Source organism: Phnomibacter sp. (assembly GCF_036803085.1).
Taxonomy (GTDB): Bacteria; Bacteroidota; Bacteroidia; order Chitinophagales; family Chitinophagaceae; genus Phnomibacter.
Genome location: NZ_DAIRUZ010000002.1, coordinates 623,666 through 641,255, shown reverse-complemented (window position 1 = coordinate 641,255; position 17,590 = coordinate 623,666). Strand labels below are relative to the sequence as shown.

The window sequence follows — 17,590 nt, the reverse complement described above, 5'->3', positions numbered from 1 at the left end:
GGCCGCTATGGTTATTTCGCTTACCCTTATCTTCCATTCATGTCAATTGCTGAAGTATGAAAAAATGTACACTTGCCCTGCTGCTGTTGGTAGCCACTGCTGCTGTTGCGCAAACAAAGGCCCGCTTCACGGCCAAGCCCGTTTGGGCCGATGAATTCAACTACAAAGGCATGAGCTATACCAGTGCCCGATTGGTGAGCAAGGGCAGGGGCGATTTTTTGTACGGTCGCTTTGAGGCCCGGGCCAAACTGCCTGCCGGCTTGGGTACATGGCCCGCCATATGGATGTTGCCCACAGACTGGCGCTATGGCAACTGGCCACGCAGTGGCGAAATAGATATTATGGAACATGTGGGCTACGACCCCGAGAAAGTGCACATCAGCGTACATACCCAAGCGTATAACCACATTGCCGGCACCCAAAAAACAGCTTTCCGGCAAGTGCCCGGCGCCATGGATGGCTACCATGTGTATCGGGTAGACTGGACACCCGAATTGATTGAGGGCTACATCGACAATCAGTTGTTATTCAGTTTTCGCAATGAGCACAAAAGCCCCGATGAATGGCCTTTTGACCAGCGCTTTCACTGGCTGCTGAATGTGGCCGTGGGTGGCAACTGGGGTGGCAAAAACGGCGTCAATCCGCAAGCATTTCCAGCCAGCCTGCTGATAGATTATGTGCGGGTGTATGGATGGGAGCAATGAAAGGCTTCTTCTATTTATTCTTCAGAAACAAAACAAATTTCTATTGAATAGTGAGTGGTGTAATTGAGGACTTTCTTCATCATGAATCAATTGAACAAACAGCCTCATCTTCACGATAACTCATGAATTCGTTATCTTCAACGCATGCTCATTCCTTACATCATCGCCGGTGGCATTCTGTTCTTCTTGCTGCAGAAGGTCATTTATAAGCTTAGCCCTAAGCAGGGTTGGTGCATTTTTGCTACACTCTATATTTTAGTATCAGTTTTGTGCGCCTTTTACTTTGCACCTCTTACCGAAAAGTTTAGCCTGTGGCAGCGCCTTACCATTTTGCTGGCATTTATCATTGGTACCGTGGTAAGGGTAGTTTACTACAGAGGCAGGATGCTGGCAGATAAATAAACAAGCAACAATTTATAAGCAAGCGGATGTCGTAATAGGTATCCGCTTTTTTGTTTTCAATCCATTATCAGCAATAATCAGTGAGCACATCCTATTTGCTGCAGGCATGCGGTCAGTAACTGTCAGCCAGCATTCATTGCTTCACAAATCCAACGCCACAATACCAAACCCTGCTTTGGCCATGGCAAAATAGGTGGGCTCGTACACACAGCGTATGAGCACGGCATGCTTGTGTTTTTTGGCCAGTTGGTAAAAGCGTTCTATTATGGATTTTTCTTCATTGGTGAGTCCGGCTTTGCTCCACAATGCGTCGCAGTCGTCAATAAACAGCAGGGCTTTTTGATCGGCGGCATTGGCGAAGGCTTTTTCCAGGTCGGTTACGGTATCACCAATATAACTGCTGTCTTTCGGGTTAAAACTCAGGCGCATCAAGCTTTCAACACGCAGGTCGGCCAGCCATCGGGCTGCTACCGTAGCGTTATCATTTACCTGATTGAGCATGGCCACGGGTACCAGTGTATTGGTTTTTGGGCCGGCATATTGCAATATGGTGATTTGGTGTTGCGGACTCAACGCAGAGCCTTGGGCAAAACTTAAAGATTGCATCAACAACAGCAAAGGGAGAAAGAGGATGTTTTTCATGTGTGATAATTTAATGGTAGCAAACTATTTCTGAATTAATTGTTGCTGAAAAGGCGCATACATCAACGCATAAACGTGCGGACTGTTGTGTTTAGCATATTCGAGGAATATTCTGTGGCATCAAAACATAACGATAGCGTTTAAAATGCAGTACTAAATTTTATTTAGCATCTGTTGTTAATTCATATTGCTGCGATAATACAGGGTGTTGCTGTTGTCTTCAGTAAAAATAGTTGCTGCCGTTTCCATGAATTGAGCGGCTGTAACGCTTTGGTATTTATTCAGCTCCGTATTCATTTCGGCAGCATCGCCCAGCAGTTCATAAAACGCCAGGTTGTTGGCCCTGTTCATCAGGCTCATGTCTTCAAAAGAGATGATGCTTTCGGTTTTATTTTTTGCTTTTTGTAATTCCTGTTCGGTTACACCTTGTTGTAAGAGTTGCGCAATTTCGGCCTGCACGGCAGCTTCTGCCGCTTCGGGGGTAATGCCTTTTACCAGCTTGCCTTCTATCACCAGCATGCCCGGGTCGATGCTGCCAAAATGGTAGCATTCAATATTGTTGAAAAGGCGTTGCTCTTTTACCAAATGTTGGTACAGCCTGCTGCTGGCACCACTGCCCAACACTTCGGTTATGAGGTCGGTGGCATGGTAGGCAGCATCTTGCCGGCCGCATACATGCCAGGTTTTGTAAAAAGCATCCAGCGGCACACTGGCCGTTACATCCATGCGGCGGGCAGCGGTTTGTGCTGGTTCTTTGGGTAGCTGGCGTACATACTTTGTACCCGATGGAATATCGCCAAACCATTTTTCTGCCAGCGCTTTTACATTGGCTGTTTGTACAGGCCCCGCTACCACCAGTATGGCATTGGAAGGGGTGTAATGTTTAAAGAAAAAGTTTTTTACGTCGTCGAGTTGCGCTTCTTCTACATGGCGCAATTCTTTGCCAATCGTCATCCATCGATAGGGGTGTTGTGTATAGCATAACTCCCGCAGTTTGTGCCACACATCGCCATACGGTTTATTAATGTAGTGCTCTTTAAACTCTTCACAAACCACTTTGCGTTGCACCTCTAAGCTATCGGGGCTGAAGGCCAGGCTGAGCATGCGGTCGCTTTCGAGCCAGAAAGCGGTTTCCAGATTTTCTACCGGTAGTTGTATATAATAGTTGGTAAGGTCGTTGGTGGTGTACGCATTGTTTTCGCCGCCGGCCATTTGCAATGGCTCGTCGTATTCGGGTATGTTGATGCTGCCGCCAAACATGAGGTGCTCAAACAAATGGGCAAAGCCGGTACGGTTGGGGTTTTCGTCACGGGCACCTACATCGTACATCACATTAACCACAGCCATGGGGGTGCTAAAATCCGGATGAACTATAACAGTGAGCCCATTGGGCAACATGAATTTTTCGTAGTGAATCATAAGTGGGCAAATGTCGGTGATGGCGGCACAATAAAAAAGCCGAAGCAATTTGCTCCGGCTTTTTAAAAATCTATTTGCAATGCTGTATTAGCGGGCCACGTTGAACGACTGGCTGCTTACGGTGCCGTTGTCGGCTTTGAGCTGCACCAGGTAGCGGCCTGCAGGCAGTTGCTGTACCGGTACTGCTACCTGACCACGCTGGTTGCTCAGCTGACGGCTGTAAACGCTACGGCCGGTCATGTCGGTTACAATGAGGCTACCACTGAAGAGGCTGCTGCCCAGTTCTACCGTAATGTTGCTGCTGGCAGGGTTGGGGTACACCTGGAAGCGAACATTGGCCTGCAGGTGAATGCTAAACACACTGCTCAGTTTGCTGCTGCCATCTTTATCAATCATATTGAGGCGGTAGTACAGGCGGCGGCCACCGAGCTTGCTTACATCATCGCTGTAGCTGTAGTTGCGAATGTTGCGGCCATTTACAGTAGCAATGGTTTGATAATCGGTGCCATTTACACTACGCTGTATTTCGTAGCGGCTAAAGTTGGCTTCGTTGCTGTTCTGCCATTCCAATTGTACATTGGTGCCTTTGAGAGCTCCTTTAAACCATTCCAGGGTTACAGGCAATGCGCCCAAACCGGCACAAGTACTGTTCCATACCTGAGATACATATTCCGGCCGGTCGATGTACGGATTTCGGTTGCGCTGAAAAGTGTATGCTGCATTGTTGCGGTCACGTTCTTTTTGGCTTACGGGGTCTTGATTGTGCCATTTAATCATCAGGCGCAGGTAGTCGATATCAACACTTGGGAAAGCGCTGTTGTCAAATGCCTGCGTGCCAAAACCACCACCGCTGTAGCTGGTCATATTATCCTGATATCGGGTTACAAAATACAGGAAGGCACGTGCTACATCACCCTTGTATTCATTGATGGGTTCAAACGCCGTACCGGTAAGGCCGGCAAATGAATTGGGCCCCAGTTTGCTACCGTTCTGGCTGGTCCAGGTGGGGTTGGTTACTTCACCATAGATGTAACTGCTGCGCTGGTTGTTGACCAATTTATCGGTAGGCATAATGTGCAGGTAGTCGGTAGCAGGGCCAGAGTTGTTTGTATTGCCATCAAACCAGTCGACCGGAACTGTGTGTTCACGGTTGTAGCGTTCACCTTCTGCGGCACCGCCAGATCCATTGTCTTGCTGACCACCGCTGGCTACGGTTCCGGGTGTAAAGTTGTAGGGGTCAGTTCCGGTGGGGTTATCGCTGTAGATATCCCAAATTACATTGGCTGAGCCTGTTCCCACTTCCCGTGGTTTAATATCGCTGATGAGGTATTGCGTCCACAAATCGCCGTAGGTTTTTGGTGTATTACCCGTGGTAATGGCGGTTTTCAGCGCCGTTTTTAAAGGTGCACAGCTCAGGCCGATGGCACCATCGTAGTAGCCCTCCGGCCAGTCGTTGGTGCTGCCGGTGGTGGTGGTGGCGCTACCATTGAGCGAAGTACCAAAATACAAGGGGCCATTGCTGCAGGCAAATCCATTGAGGCTAAATACGAAGAAGTAATACTGCGTACCAGCAGTAAGGCCGGTAGCAGAAAATGAAGTGTTGGTGCCGGTGTACACTACCACGCCTGTACCAACGGTTTGGCCTGCTGTGTATGGTATGCCATCAAAAGGTGTAAAGCCAAGGCTGCTGCTGGTGCTGCGAAATACCACATAACCATCGGCACTGGCACTACCTGTAAATGAACCGGCAATGGCGGTATTGGCAGGTGTAAGCACCAGGTTGGTTGGGGCAGCTGATGGGTTGCTGCAAAATACTCCGGCGGTACCAGTAGGCGTTAAACTTACATCGTCAATGGCCAGTGCATCATCGCTGGATGCAATATCGGCATCGGTCCAACGTAAATAAACAGATGTGCCATTGGGTATGTTGAGGCCAGTTATGGTTGCAGTTACAGTAGTAAAATTACCAGCAGCGTTGCCATCAATGGCTCCTTGTGTTGCATTGAGTACGGGTGACTGAAAGTCGAGACTGTTCACATCAATCCATGTACCGGTAGTAAGGCTTGTAGCATCTGTACTGTATTGAAAATCGAGCCGGTCGGCAGCAGTACGGGCCGAAAGACCTACCCGCCACATTTCGCCACGGTAAGTAATGTCCAGTGCGGTAATAACGCCGCCGGTATTGTTGGTAAACCACACACCAAACGAAGGCAGAAGGCTATTGCTGCGGAGGCTGCCAAGGGCACGGTCTGTAGCGCCGGTGGTACCATAGCTCCATACGTTACCATTGTTGGCAGCGCCATTGTCTACACCATACTTGCCGTCCATGAGTGCACTGGCACTGGTGCCTTGTGTTTCTTGCAGCAACCAGCCCGTAGGCAGTGCCAGTGCCGAAGCGGTAGTAGCGTTGTTGTCCAGTGTGTTGAAATCTTGCGTGTAAGCGGTACCAAGGCTGGTAATGCTTACCTGTGCCCATGCACTGGCTGATACCAAGAGGAGCAATAAGGGTAAAAGTCTTTTCATGTATCCAAAAAATTTGGCGCAAAAGTACAAGTAACGCCAATGCAGCAGCCTTAAGTTTAGGTAAACGAGCAGCAAACAACGGTCAATTGATAAACGATAGCATTTGTTTTGCCCCGGTTATTTGCTTTTGGGGCTGGCTTTTGCGGTCAGTTTTTTTCTGATGGATTCAATATATAAAGTGCACTCAAATAGTTCATTGTCTCTGGATAACACCAATCGTACTTTTTTGCCCGACTGCATGAGGAGCTGCTTATAGGTTTGAATGTTGTTGCTCAAATTATTTTCTATGGCCACCACCACATCATCTACCTGCATGCCTGCTTTATCGGCTGGTGAGCCCGGTATTACATCGCTTATTACTATCAGATCGTCTTGCTGATACATACCCAAGCCTGTATAAGAATAGTCGAAGGCATCGTAAAAATGGGTGTTGGGGGTAAGGTGAAAACGACTGGTGCTATAATCAATAATGGCGTTGAACCGGCGTAAAATATCATTGCCAATAAGGCCGCCCAGCTGTGGGTAAGCGGTCACATTAAATTCATCGTCGAACATGTACACCGGTACATTTCTAAACCCATACGGCCCCAGTTTAAACTTTTTCAGCACGGTCATTTCCATCGATGTTTTACCGCCAAGGCCTTCGGCTACGGTAGCATAACGTTGTTTATGTTGGGCAAAAAGTCCACTATCCCGCACATAGGCCGATGAAAAAAGCAGGTTTAATCCAGCGCCTGTGTCCAGGTAAAAACGTCCCGTTCTTTTGCTCTGGTCGGCTACGCTGGCATCTTGTATAGGCAGGCCGGCAATAGTGGGTGTCAAAAAAAAGCCTCTTTCGGGGTACGGTATTTTGCCCTGGGTGTACAGGGCTATTTCGTGGCTATCGTAGTTGAGCAAAACGATGTATCTCGAAAACAAACTGTAACCAATGATGCCGTCAATTTTCACCCCGTACACGCTGGTCAGCAGTTCATAATCATTGATGTGAAAGTTCATTCCGGATACATTCAGCCCCGGCAGGTGCAGGGTATGATTGTAAGCAAAATCCACCTGTTTTACACCCGCTATTCCACGGATGGTACGGTTGCTGGGCTCGGTGCGTATACCCAACCGCTGGCAGGTAATGCTATCCAGTGATATGCCGCCGCTACCCGTGTCAAGTATAAAATTCAGTGAGTCGGGGTGATTATCGATTGCAGCTTTCAGCAGTATAATCCCACCGGTCATTTGCTCAAATCTGAAACTGGTTAGCAGTTTTGCCGTTGCTTCTTTGGTTTGTGCTGCGGCCGGCAAAACCGGGTACAATAGCAGGTACAGCCACCAGCAAATGGAAACTATTTTTACGTAGAAAGAGAGTTGAGCAATCATTCAGGTACAATTTACAGGCAAATAGCATTAGTGCTATTGTATCATTTGCATTCATACACGAAGGCTTACTTTTGCTCACCTCCGCTGCATGGCATACAACAGCAGCAGCTCTTTTTTGTTATACCATACTTATGTTTCATTTACCAACTTTATACGACAAAGCCCTCCGGTCTGAATTTTTGACCATTGAAGAAGGCATGTTTTTGTTTGAGCATGCACCGCTGGCAGAGCTCATGGCCGTGGCCGATACCCTGCGCCGCCAAAAAGTGCCGCATGGCAAAGTAACCTGGCAAATAGACCGCAATGTAAACACCACCAACGTGTGCATTGCCAACTGTAAGTTTTGCAACTTCTACCGCATACCCGGCCATGCCGAAGCCTACATCACCGACATGGATACCTACCGCAAAAAAATTGCGGAAACCATTCAGTGGGGTGGCGATCAGTTGTTGCTGCAAGGCGGTCATCATCCTGAGCTAGGCCTAAAGTATTATGTCGATACGTTTCGTGCCATCAAGGCTGAGTTTCCCGATATCCGCCTGCATGCCCTCGGGCCACCCGAAGTGGCACACATAACCAAGCTGGAAAAAAGTACCCATGCCGAAGTGCTGAAAGCCTTGCAGGAAGCGGGTATGGACAGCCTGCCCGGTGCCGGTGCCGAAATATTGGTCGACAGGGTGCGTCGCCTCATCAGCAAGGGTAAATGTGGTGCGCAAGAATGGCTGGATGTAATGCACGAAGCCCACAAGCTCAACTTGGCTACCAGTGGTACCATGATGTTTGGCCATGTAGAAACCCTGCGGGAACGCTTTGAGCATTTGGAAAAATTGCGGGAAGTACAAAGCCGTAAGCCGGAAGGCAGCTATGGTTTCACCGCCTTCATTCCATGGACCTTCCAGGATGTAGATACCCTGCTTACCCGCATACGTGGTGTACACAACCTTACCACCAGCGAAGAGTATGTACGCATGATTGCCATCAGCCGCATTTTCCTGCCGAACATTACCAACATTCAAGCCAGCTGGCTCACGGTGGGTAAGGCCGTAGCACAAATGAGTCTGCATGCCGGTGCCAACGATTTTGGCAGCATTATGCTCGAAGAAAATGTGGTGAGTGCAGCCGGTGCGCCACACCGTTTTACGTACAAGAGCATTCAGGAAGCCATAGCCGAAGCAGGCTTTGAGCCACAGCTGCGCAACCAGCTGTACCAATGGCGGGAGCTACCTGCAGTCATCGAAGAGCAAGTGATAACGTATTGATATTGCTGCTCTGTTTGTAGCTTTCAATATCTAATAAATAATCTGTGCATCTGTGGCCAAATACTGGTAGCCACGAATGCGCAGATTTTTTTTGAATCGATGGCTATTTATTGGCTAGCAATGTCTCTTGCAAAGGACGTTGTGTTCTTATGATTGATTCAAATCATCACAAAATCAAATGGGCAGTCCGGTTAATTAGCGGTTGGTAGCGATACCAACCGGATGTAGGAAAAGGAACGAGGACTGAGAGTAGGCGGTTGACGCTGGACTCCTGTCAGCGGACTCCGGACTTTCTGACTTCCCGTCTCCTATTGATGAGCTGCTTCCTTTGTCAGCAGGACGGGTTTTTCCTTTTTGCTGTCCGCTTTTTTTTCAGGTTCTTTGCGCCACTTTCTACGTAAAAATTACCAACACATGGCAGCTAAATTCAAACGGGTATTGCTCAAACTTTCTGGTGAGTCGCTGATGGGCGACAATGCTTTTGGCCTCGATCCTAAAGTGCTGGCGCAATACGCTGCCGAAATCAAATCTATAGTGGCGGAAGGTGTGGAAGTGGCTATTGTAATTGGCGGCGGCAATATTTACCGCGGTATGAACGAAGCCGATACCGGCATCGAACGTGCACAAGGAGATTACATGGGCATGCTGGCTACCGTTATCAATGGTATGGCTATCCAAAGTGCTATGGAAAAAGCTGGTGTGTACACCCGTTTGCAAAGCGCCATCAAAATGGAAGCGGTGGCAGAACCATACATCCGTCGCCGGGCCATGCGTCACCTTGAAAAAGGCCGGGTCGTGATTTTCGGTGCCGGTACCGGCAACCCCTATTTCACCACGGATACTGCGGGTTCACTCAGGGCCATTGAGATTAAAGCCGAAGTGATTTTGAAAGGCACCCGGGTAGATGGCATTTACACTGCCGATCCTGAAAAAGACCCAACCGCTACCAAATACGAACAAATCAGCTATCAGGAGTGCATCAGCAAAAACCTGAAAGTGATGGACATGACGGCGTTTACCCTGTGTATGGAAAACAACCTGCCCATTATTGTATTTGACATGAACACCCCCGGCAACCTGAAAAAAGTGGTGATGGGCGAACAGGTGGGCACTTTGGTAAGTAAATAAGCTACATCAGATAGCAGCTGCGGGCAACCGGGCGCAATAAAAAAGCAACAGTAAACACTGTTGCTTTTAATTTTTTCGGGGGCGTATGTATCATTACGCTTCTTCCTTCTTGATAACAGCGCTACGCTTGTTTTGCGTAGGGCGAGCCAAGCGAGACTTACCAAAAGAGCCTTTGAAGATCTTACCCTTCTTGGTTTTTTTATCACCTCTTCCCATAGTTGATTGATTTTATTAGAGCGGCAAATATAGGCTGATACAACCCAAATAAAAAAGCAGGGCGTTTGCACACCCTGCTTTTTGCTGTAGGTCAGCGTAAAATTAGATCTTTTCAGAAAGCTCTTTGCCTGGCTTGAAGCGGGCAACTTTTTTAGCCTTGATCTTGATGGTTTCACCAGTTTGTGGGTTACGACCTGTACGGGCGGCACGCTTAGAAACTGAGAAAGTACCGAAACCAACCAGGGTTACTTTGTCACCTTTCTTCAATGTTTTAGTGATCGCTTCTACAAAAGAATCAAGAGCGGCACCAGCCTGTGTTTTGGCAATACCTGCATCTTCAGCAATCTTGGCAATCAAATCAGCTTTGTTCATAAAATGAGTTTTTAAATGTCTTCAACAAATATAGAATGTACCACCATCAGCCAAGGTGCTGAGTTATCAACATTTTTTTTGCGCAAACCCTTGCCAGTATTGGGTTTCCGCCGTTTTTGGAGGTCATGAAAATTAGAGGCAAAAAAAAGCAAAAATCGCCAAAACGCTTGTGTAGCAAGGGTTTTGGCGATTTGTTTCACGAAATGCAGTACTGGCGCAGGTTTCAGGGCTTATGCCATTTACAAAAACGAAAAAAAGCCCTGCTGATTCTTTTCCACAATCAGGCAACTACTTCCATCAAACTGCGGAAGGAAATAAACTGGTTGCCCCATTTTTCCATGCTGCTTTGGCGCAGTGCAGGCGCATGTACTTCTATGTAAGTATCGTATTGCTGGCGGCTGTCGGCGTGGTACTGAACGGCGTAGGTGGGGCCGTCTTCGTCCTCGGTTTCCAATAGTCGTACCATTTGCCAACGGTTAAAGCAGCCCGTTGCCATTACTTCGGGTATATGTACCTGTTGCATCCATTGCAGCCAGTCTTGGTGTATGGCCCAGGTTACTTTGGTGGTGACGTTATAAATGTGCATAGAAATACAAATGTGCTAAAGAGCTAATTTGAAAATGTGCCTATAGGGGGGCTAAAATAGTTGGTAGATGCTGGATGATAGTTGATAGGAAGGCATCCCCAAAATATCTGTGTTAATCCTCTCTTCATCCGTGTAAATCCGCGTCCCATTGCATTTTATCCGCGTCCGATCATTTACCCAGCTCCACATACACAGGGCAGTGGTCGCTGTGTTTTACATCGGGGTAAATAGCGGCGGCTTTGATGCGGGGCGCCAGATTGCCGGTTACAGAAATATAGTCAATGCGCCAGCCTTTGTTGTTGAGCCGCACACTCGGAAAGCGTTGGCTCCACCAACTATATGCACCGGTTTGCTCAGGGTTCAAATGACGGTAAGTGTCAATCAAATCATGCGATAGCCATTTGTCCATCCAGGCTCGTTCTTCTGGTAAAAAGCCGCTTGACTTTTTGTTGCCCTTCGGGTCGTGGATGTCTATTTCGCGGTGGGCAATGTTGTAATCGCCGGTAATCACCAGTTGCGGCCGGCTTTGGCGCAGGTCATTGATATGCCCCAAAAACTCATCGAGCCACACATATTTGTAAGCTTGCCTTTCATCGCCACTGGTGCCGCTGGGAAAATAGGCGTTCACCACCGTTACATCGCCTAAGTCGGCCCTTATAACCCGGCCTTCTGCATCGCTCTGGGCAATGCCATTGCCATACAGTACCTGGTCGGCTGGCTTTTTAGTGAGAATGGCCACGCCGCTGTATCCTTTCTTTTCGGCACTAAACCAATAGTCGTGGTAGCCCAGTTGGGTAAAAGTGCTTTGATCAATGTCTTCTTTCACTGCTTTAGTTTCCTGCAGGCAAATGATATCGGCTGGGTCGGTTTGCAGCCAGTCGAGAAAGCCTTTTTTTATTGCCGCCCGAATACCGTTGACGTTGTAGGATATGATACGCATAGATAAATGTGAAAATGAGCAATTGTGCTGATGTGCAAATGGGACAAATAAACTGCGAAAAACAGATGTGCAAATATGCCAATGAAATACCGTCAATGAGTCAATGAGTGAAATCAATGCGCAAATGTGTTTCAAAAAACAAAAGGCAGGCCTTGCAAACTGCAAACCGCCAACTGTTGATTCCTTAGTGTTCCTTTGTGCCTCCTTGTCTCCGTGGTTCAAAAATGTAGCGTATGCCCAAACTAAAATATTACCTCATCTACAAGCCTTTTCAGGTCATGAGTCAGTTTAGCCCCGTAGAAGGCAAGCAAACGCTGAAAGATTTTTTTTCTGTGGAGCAAGATGTGTACCCGGTTGGCCGGCTCGATTATGATAGCGAAGGCCTGCTGCTACTGACCAACGACAAACGCCTGAACCAGCAACTGCTGCACCCCAATGCCAAAACCGAAAAAGAATACTGGGTGCAGGTAGAAGGTCAGATAACTGATGAAGCTTTGCAACAGCTGGAAAAAGGAGTGCTCATTTCTATTGATGGCAAACCGCACCAAACCTTGCCGGCCCATGCAAGGCTGCTGCCTGCCGAACCCAACCTGCCAGAGCGGCATCCACCCATCCGCTATCGGGCCAATATTCCCACCAGTTGGCTGAGCCTCACTATTACCGAAGGTAAAAACCGGCAGGTACGCCGCATGACGGCTGCCGTGGGTTTTCCTACCCTGCGGCTGGTACGTTGGCGCCAGGGCAGGCTTACTATTGAAGGCCTGCAGCCGGGGGAGATGCGCATGTTGGATACGATAAGGTTGTAAATAGCCATTACACCAAACATTGTAGGGATAAGCCTTTCGGCATTTCATAGGCTCAAAAGCCTTGCCAGTGGCCACTTTGAGCTATGGAGATAAAAAAGCAGTAAAAAATTTTATTGAAAATCAACACGTTGCAATAGGTGCTTACAAAAAAGACTTGTAAAATCTTGGCTGTATGTTGTGTATCCCGATACCTTTGCCACCCAATTTGAAAACCGGGTAGTGTACGGGATGGCGACACTATCCAACTTAAAAAAACAAGAATGAGTAAGTTACATTTTACTACAAAGCATGCGAATGCGGCTACCGTACAGCGTCAGTGGTTCGTTGTAGACGGTACCAATCAAACCGTAGGACGTATGTGTGCCCGTATTGCCGCTGTATTGCGTGGCAAGCACAAGGCCTCATACACTCCACACGTAGACACTGGTGACTACGTGATTGTTATCAACGCCGATAAGGTTGTATTTACCGGCAACAAGTTTGACGACAAAATGTACCAGAATTTCAGCGGTTACCCCGGTGGTCTCAAAGAAGAAACTGCTAAGGATTTGCTGAAGCGTCGCCCTGAAGTAATTGTAGAACGTGCCGTAAAAGGCATGCTCCCCAAAAACCGTCTGGGTCGCAAAATGGTGAAGAAGCTGTTTGTATATGCTGGTACGCAGCATCCGCACACTGCGCAGCAACCAAAAGATCTGAAATTCTAACAACCCCCTAATGCCCACAGGGGCGATAGGATTTTACCACATTACAATCTCAAATTCCAAATAAATGGAAAAGCAAACAAATGCATTGGGTCGTAGGAAAGAAGCGGTAACCCGCGTATTTCTGACCAAGGGTAGCGGTGCTATCACTATAAACGACAAGGATTACAAAGTGTATTTCCCGTTGGTATACCTGCAAAATCAGGTAGAACTGCCATTGAAAACCGTTGAAGGCATCGACAAGTATGATGTAAAAGTAAACGCTGCTGGTGGTGGTATCAAAGGCCAGGCCGAAGCTACCAAGCTCGGCATTGCCCGTGCCCTCATTGAAGTAAACCCAGAGTTCCGCCCTGCACTGAAAGCCGCTGGCCTGCTTACCCGCGACCCACGTGCTGTAGAACGTAAAAAACCTGGTAAGAAGAAAGCACGTAAGAGCTTCCAGTTCTCTAAACGTTAATTCCGGTTTTGGTTTTTGGTTTGTTGTTGTTGGTTTTCCAAACGGCACAAACCAACAACAAACAAAAAACTACAAACAACAAACAAGTCATTCAAATGGAACAAAATACTTCTCTCCAGCAGCAGCTTCTCGATGCAGGTGTACACTTTGGTCACCTCAAAAAGAAGTGGAACCCCAAAATGCTGCCTTACATTTTTGCCGAAAAGAAAGGCATCCACATCATCGACCTCAACAAAACAGTAGAAGGTCTGCAGGAGTCTGCAGCCGCACTTAAGCAAATTGCCAAGAGCGGTAAAAAAATCATGTTTGTGGCTACCAAAAAGCAGGCAAAAGAAATCGTAACTGAATGTGCTCAGCGTGTAAACATGCCTTACGTTACTGAACGTTGGTTGGGTGGTATGCTCACCAACTTCAACACCGTGCGTAAGAGTGTGAAGAAAATGCAGAGCATCGAAAAAATGCTGAACGACGGTACACTGGAAAGCATTACCAAGAAAGAACGCCTCACTTTGACCCGTGATAAGGACAAAATGGAAAAGGTACTCGGCGGTATTGCCAACATGAGCCGCATTCCTGCTGCCCTGTTTTTGGTAGATATTGGCCACGAGCACATCGCTTTGGCTGAAGCCCGTCGCCTCGGTATCACTACCCTCGGTATGGTAGATACCAACTGCGATCCCAACAAAGTAGACTTCGCCGTTCCTGCCAACGATGACGCTACCAAGTCTATCGCTATCATCGTAAACTACCTCACTGCTGCTATTGCCGAAGGTTTGGCTGAGCGTCAGGCTGCTAAAGAAGAGGATACTGAAGAAGAAGTAACCGAAGCATCGGCTCGTTTTGATGCCGAAGAAGGTGGCGAAGACCGTGACCGTGCTGGTCGTGGTGGCCGTGGCCGTGGTGCCAACAGCGGCAACGCTGCTGGTCCTGGTGGTGCTCCCCGTCGTCGCGTAGCCAATGCTGGCGGCGGTGGTCGTAAGCCTGCCGGTGGTGGTGGCCGCTAATGTCCGGTAGCCCTTGGGCTTAGGCCCATCGGTTTTGTTCATTAGGCTGCATCCTTTGTTGTACTTAATGAAACCATAATAAAACCTGCTCCGGTTTGCGCTGCTACCAAACGAACTTTGGGTATCGCACCGGAGCATGTTTAATAACGACCATGCTCCTGATTTGAAAAACGAATGTGAAACAGTATCGCCTGCTTCATGCTCAAATTTTCACCTTGTCAAATTTTCAAATTCAACTCATATGTCAACTGTAACAATTACCGCTGCTGATATTAATAAACTCCGTCAGGCTACCGGTGCCGGTATGATGGATTGCCGCAAAGCGCTGACTGAAACCAACGGCGACTTCGAAGCTGCCATCGACTGGTTGCGTAAGCAAGGCCAGAAGATTGCTGCCAAGCGTAGCGACCGCGAAGCCAAAGAAGGTGTAGTAATTGCACAAACCACTGCCGACAACAAAACCGGTATTGCCGTGTGCATCAGCTGCGAAACTGACTTCGTATCTAAGAATGCTGACTTCGTTGCCTTTGCACAAAGCATTGCCGACGCAGCTATTGCCAACAACGTAAAAAGCGCAGAAGAACTGGCTGAAGTAAGCGTAAACGGTACTAAGGTTGCTGAACTCATCAACGACAAACTGGCTTCTATCGGCGAAAAAATCGGTATCAGCAAGTTTGAGCGTGTAGACGCTGAATACGTAGCCTCTTACATCCACGGTGCATACCGCATGGGCGTATTGGTAGGCCTGAGCAAAGAAGCTGCTGATGCAGGTAAAGACGTAGCGATGCAAATTGCTGCCATGAACCCACTGGCCGTTGATGCTTCAAGCGTATCTGCCGAAACCATCGAACGTGAACGTGCTATTGTGATCGATCAAATGAAGAACGATCCAAAAATGGCCGGTAAGCCTGAGGAAATGATTGCAAAAATTGCCGAAGGCAAACTCAATGCTTTCTTTAAAGAAAACACATTGATGCAACAGCCTTTTGTAAAAGACAGCAGCAAAACCGTAGCAGAATACTTGGGCAGCGATGTACAGGTGCTCGGCTTTAAGCGTGTAGCGCTGGGATAATCATCGAAAACCTGCACTGCCCAACAGTGCATACCATAAGGAAGGCCCACCAAACGGTGGGCCTTTTCTATTCTAGGTTATAAAGGAAAAATGTAGCCGCTGCAAGCTTAGTAAGCCGTAGGGCAACGATAAGAAGTAAGGTTAAACGTAATACCGATTTGTGCAGTAATGAATTGGTCTTTTTGCAAACTATTGCCCCGCTGCCTGCCGGTTGTACCGATGGGCGGGCCTAATTCGTAACTACGGTCTTGCAGTAAAAATGCAGGCGATGGGCTGCCATCGGGCAGGTTGGGAAATGCCGCCGCACCAGCATAAGTAGTGCTCACATCATCGAGGTAATCGGTATTGGTAAAGCGGTGGGTAATTTCAAACGTCAGGTTGGTACGTGCCGAGAGGTTGTACTTGATGCCAATGCCAATAGGAAAACTTACGGCCATGCTACTGTAAGGCTTGCGGTCGGGGTATAGTGCCGAGCCTTGTCCTTCGGTGCCCAATGGGCGTAAAAAGTATTTTTCGCCAGCCAAAAATGCGTAAGGATCGTAGGTGAAAAAGCCTGCACCAAACGTAACGTATGGCGTAAAGTTGTAGTCTCTCTGGCCGGGGATGAAACGGAAAAAGTTGAAATCGCCCATCAATGCCAACTCAAATACGTCGGTATTGAAACTAAGGTTGCGGGTACGCTCCGTTATGTTTTTACTGTGAACATCGCTATAGCCAAGCCGGGCGTAGGTACCCTGCAGCCGAAGGGCTATGTAATTGCCAAATTGCTTTCTGAATAATAATGAAATAGCAGGCTTTGGCCGACTCAAACTGGCATTGGTATTGAGGTCGCCAAAATAATGGGCGGCACCCACGGCTACGCCAAACTCACCATTGAGCACCGTTGATTCATACAGCTGACTTTTGCCCGGCAAGGCAGCAGCTATTAGTAATAGTATTGCAAAAAAACATTTTTTCATTGTATGCAAAGTAACTGGGTACCCGAGTAAAACGAATGTGCAACAGGTTTGGTATGCACTCAACAGCGGCTCTGTGCAGCTTTTTTTAAGCGTTGTGAACAAAAAAGTACAAAGCCTGCTTGTTTAACGGACTTCAATTTCTGATATCCAATCCCCATGCCAGTTTTTTACGCAGGGTTTCCAAAAAAGTATTTTCACTCAGGCGTACAAGCCCAACGGTAAATGATTCTTTACGCACTGCTACCTGTGTTTTAATATCTACTACTTCGCGGCGGGCATCCATGGCACACATAAAGTTTTCGGCACGGCCTTCTACTTCAAAACTTACAATGTTGTCATCAGGAACAATAATGCTACGCACATTGAGGTTATGCGGGGCAATGGGTGTTATCACCAGCGATTTACTTTCAGGAAAAACAATTGGACCATTGCAACTTAGGTTGTAGCCTGTACTACCAGTGGGTGTAGCTACAATTACACCATCGGCCCAGTAGGTATTTAAAAATTCACCGTTGAGGTAGGTGTGAATTTTTATCATTGGCGAAAAATCTCTTTTGTGTATTACAAACTCATTGAGGGCAATTGGTGCCGCTGCAAAAAGTGGTACATCGGCATCTACATGTATGAGTGTACGCTGGTCTATATGATAGCTGCGGTGTACAAGGGCTTCCACGGCTTGCTTCAGTGCTTCTTTGCCCAACGTGGCCAAAAAGCCCAACCGGCCAAAATTGATACCCAGTAGTGGAATGCCTTTGCCACGTATAAGAATGGCAGCATCCAGCACAGTGCCATCGCCACCAAGGCTTATCACACAGTCTACTGTTTCGTCCAGGTGGGTATCTGTTTCAAATACATCGTACTTGTATTTCTGCAAAAAAGGATAACTATCGGTGCTGGCCAGCGATTTGTACAACAGTATACTGGCTTTCTGAAGGGTGAGCTCTTGCAGCAACCATGCATAATGTTCCATTTGTTCTACTTCGATGCCCCGGCTATATATCGCAACTTTCATGAGGATTGTTCTACTTCATT

The 17,590-nt window shown here is 47.7% G+C and carries 19 protein-coding genes; 9 read left to right on the top strand and 10 right to left on the bottom strand.

The features are described from left to right. Nucleotides 1-56 precede the first annotated feature (56 nt). Complete coding sequence (locus V7Q13_RS06500) at nucleotides 57-704, top strand: glycoside hydrolase family 16 protein (RefSeq protein ID WP_333799870.1); 648 nt, start codon at nucleotides 57-59, stop codon at nucleotides 702-704. A 144-nt stretch (nucleotides 705-848) separates the two neighbouring features. Next, entirely contained in the window at nucleotides 849-1,106 is a 258-nt protein-coding gene (locus V7Q13_RS06495) for a hypothetical protein (RefSeq protein ID WP_333799869.1), read from the top strand. Nucleotides 1,107-1,247: 141 nt separating this feature from the next. On the opposite strand, the gene V7Q13_RS06490 is transcribed toward V7Q13_RS06495, so the two are convergent. From V7Q13_RS06490 to V7Q13_RS06475, 4 genes are all read right to left on the bottom strand, one after another. Next, nucleotides 1,248-1,748 (bottom strand): AAA family ATPase, encoded by a 501-nt coding sequence (locus V7Q13_RS06490; protein WP_333799868.1) that lies wholly within the window; start codon nucleotides 1,746-1,748, stop codon nucleotides 1,248-1,250. Nucleotides 1,749-1,925: 177 nt separating this feature from the next. After that, on the bottom strand, nucleotides 1,926-3,167 hold the full coding sequence (locus V7Q13_RS06485) for a M16 family metallopeptidase (RefSeq protein WP_333799867.1): 1,242 nt from the start codon (nucleotides 3,165-3,167) through the stop codon (nucleotides 1,926-1,928). 87 nt (nucleotides 3,168-3,254) lie between these two features. Then, complete coding sequence (locus V7Q13_RS06480; RefSeq protein WP_333799866.1) at nucleotides 3,255-5,690, bottom strand: endonuclease; 2,436 nt, start codon at nucleotides 5,688-5,690, stop codon at nucleotides 3,255-3,257. 117 nt (nucleotides 5,691-5,807) lie between these two features. Beyond that, nucleotides 5,808-7,058, bottom strand: coding sequence for an aspartyl protease family protein (locus V7Q13_RS06475; protein ID WP_333799865.1), 1,251 nt, complete (start codon nucleotides 7,056-7,058; stop codon nucleotides 5,808-5,810). A gap of 131 nt (nucleotides 7,059-7,189) precedes the next feature. Between V7Q13_RS06475 and mqnC the strand changes: the two genes are divergently transcribed. Both mqnC and pyrH read left to right on the top strand, forming a co-directional pair. Continuing rightward, nucleotides 7,190-8,317 carry a cyclic dehypoxanthinyl futalosine synthase gene (gene mqnC / locus V7Q13_RS06470; RefSeq protein ID WP_333799864.1) on the top strand — a complete coding sequence of 376 codons (1,128 nt, stop codon included), beginning with the start codon at nucleotides 7,190-7,192 and terminating at the stop codon, nucleotides 8,315-8,317. 414 nt (nucleotides 8,318-8,731) lie between these two features. Then, nucleotides 8,732-9,445, top strand: a complete 714-nt coding sequence (gene pyrH / locus V7Q13_RS06465; RefSeq protein WP_333799863.1) for a UMP kinase — start codon at nucleotides 8,732-8,734, stop codon at nucleotides 9,443-9,445. A gap of 93 nt (nucleotides 9,446-9,538) precedes the next feature. Here the strand turns inward: pyrH and V7Q13_RS06460 are convergent, their stop codons facing one another. The 4 genes from V7Q13_RS06460 to V7Q13_RS06445 all read right to left on the bottom strand — a co-directional run bounded on the left by V7Q13_RS06460 (nucleotide 9,539) and on the right by V7Q13_RS06445 (nucleotide 11,559). Beyond that, a complete protein-coding gene (locus tag V7Q13_RS06460; protein ID WP_333799862.1) occupies nucleotides 9,539-9,661 on the bottom strand; it encodes a 30S ribosomal protein THX in 123 nt (40 codons plus the stop codon). A 102-nt stretch (nucleotides 9,662-9,763) separates the two neighbouring features. After that, a complete protein-coding gene (locus tag V7Q13_RS06455; protein WP_333799861.1) occupies nucleotides 9,764-10,033 on the bottom strand; it encodes an HU family DNA-binding protein in 270 nt (89 codons plus the stop codon). A gap of 280 nt (nucleotides 10,034-10,313) precedes the next feature. Then, nucleotides 10,314-10,619 carry a DUF4286 family protein gene (locus tag V7Q13_RS06450; protein ID WP_333799860.1) on the bottom strand — a complete coding sequence of 102 codons (306 nt, stop codon included), beginning with the start codon at nucleotides 10,617-10,619 and terminating at the stop codon, nucleotides 10,314-10,316. Nucleotides 10,620-10,788: 169 nt separating this feature from the next. Then, nucleotides 10,789-11,559 (bottom strand): exodeoxyribonuclease III, encoded by a 771-nt coding sequence (locus tag V7Q13_RS06445; protein WP_333799859.1) that lies wholly within the window; start codon nucleotides 11,557-11,559, stop codon nucleotides 10,789-10,791. 233 nt (nucleotides 11,560-11,792) lie between these two features. On the opposite strand from V7Q13_RS06445, the gene V7Q13_RS06440 reads away from it, so the two are divergent. The 5 genes from V7Q13_RS06440 to tsf all read left to right on the top strand — a co-directional run bounded on the left by V7Q13_RS06440 (nucleotide 11,793) and on the right by tsf (nucleotide 15,599). Further along, complete coding sequence (locus V7Q13_RS06440) at nucleotides 11,793-12,365, top strand: pseudouridine synthase (RefSeq protein ID WP_333799858.1); 573 nt, start codon at nucleotides 11,793-11,795, stop codon at nucleotides 12,363-12,365. Between the two features lie 260 nt (nucleotides 12,366-12,625). Continuing rightward, the gene (gene rplM / locus V7Q13_RS06435) at nucleotides 12,626-13,069 is read left to right on the top strand and encodes a 50S ribosomal protein L13 (RefSeq protein WP_333799857.1); all 444 of its coding nucleotides are present in this window, start codon (nucleotides 12,626-12,628) and stop codon (nucleotides 13,067-13,069) included. Between the two features lie 64 nt (nucleotides 13,070-13,133). Continuing rightward, complete coding sequence (gene rpsI, locus V7Q13_RS06430) at nucleotides 13,134-13,523, top strand: 30S ribosomal protein S9 (protein WP_333799856.1); 390 nt, start codon at nucleotides 13,134-13,136, stop codon at nucleotides 13,521-13,523. A gap of 95 nt (nucleotides 13,524-13,618) precedes the next feature. Next, nucleotides 13,619-14,527, top strand: a complete 909-nt coding sequence (gene rpsB, locus V7Q13_RS06425) for a 30S ribosomal protein S2 (RefSeq protein WP_333799855.1) — start codon at nucleotides 13,619-13,621, stop codon at nucleotides 14,525-14,527. Between the two features lie 241 nt (nucleotides 14,528-14,768). After that, entirely contained in the window at nucleotides 14,769-15,599 is an 831-nt protein-coding gene (gene tsf, locus V7Q13_RS06420) for a translation elongation factor Ts (protein ID WP_333799854.1), read from the top strand. Between the two features lie 107 nt (nucleotides 15,600-15,706). Here the strand turns inward: tsf and porG are convergent, their stop codons facing one another. Both porG and V7Q13_RS06410 read right to left on the bottom strand, forming a co-directional pair. After that, nucleotides 15,707-16,558, bottom strand: a complete 852-nt coding sequence (gene porG, locus V7Q13_RS06415) for a type IX secretion system protein PorG (RefSeq protein WP_333799853.1) — start codon at nucleotides 16,556-16,558, stop codon at nucleotides 15,707-15,709. A 133-nt stretch (nucleotides 16,559-16,691) separates the two neighbouring features. Next, nucleotides 16,692-17,570: an NAD kinase gene (locus V7Q13_RS06410; RefSeq protein WP_333799852.1), complete on the bottom strand. Its 879-nt coding sequence runs from the start codon at nucleotides 17,568-17,570 to the stop codon at nucleotides 16,692-16,694. Between the last annotated feature and the right edge of the window lie 20 nt (nucleotides 17,571-17,590).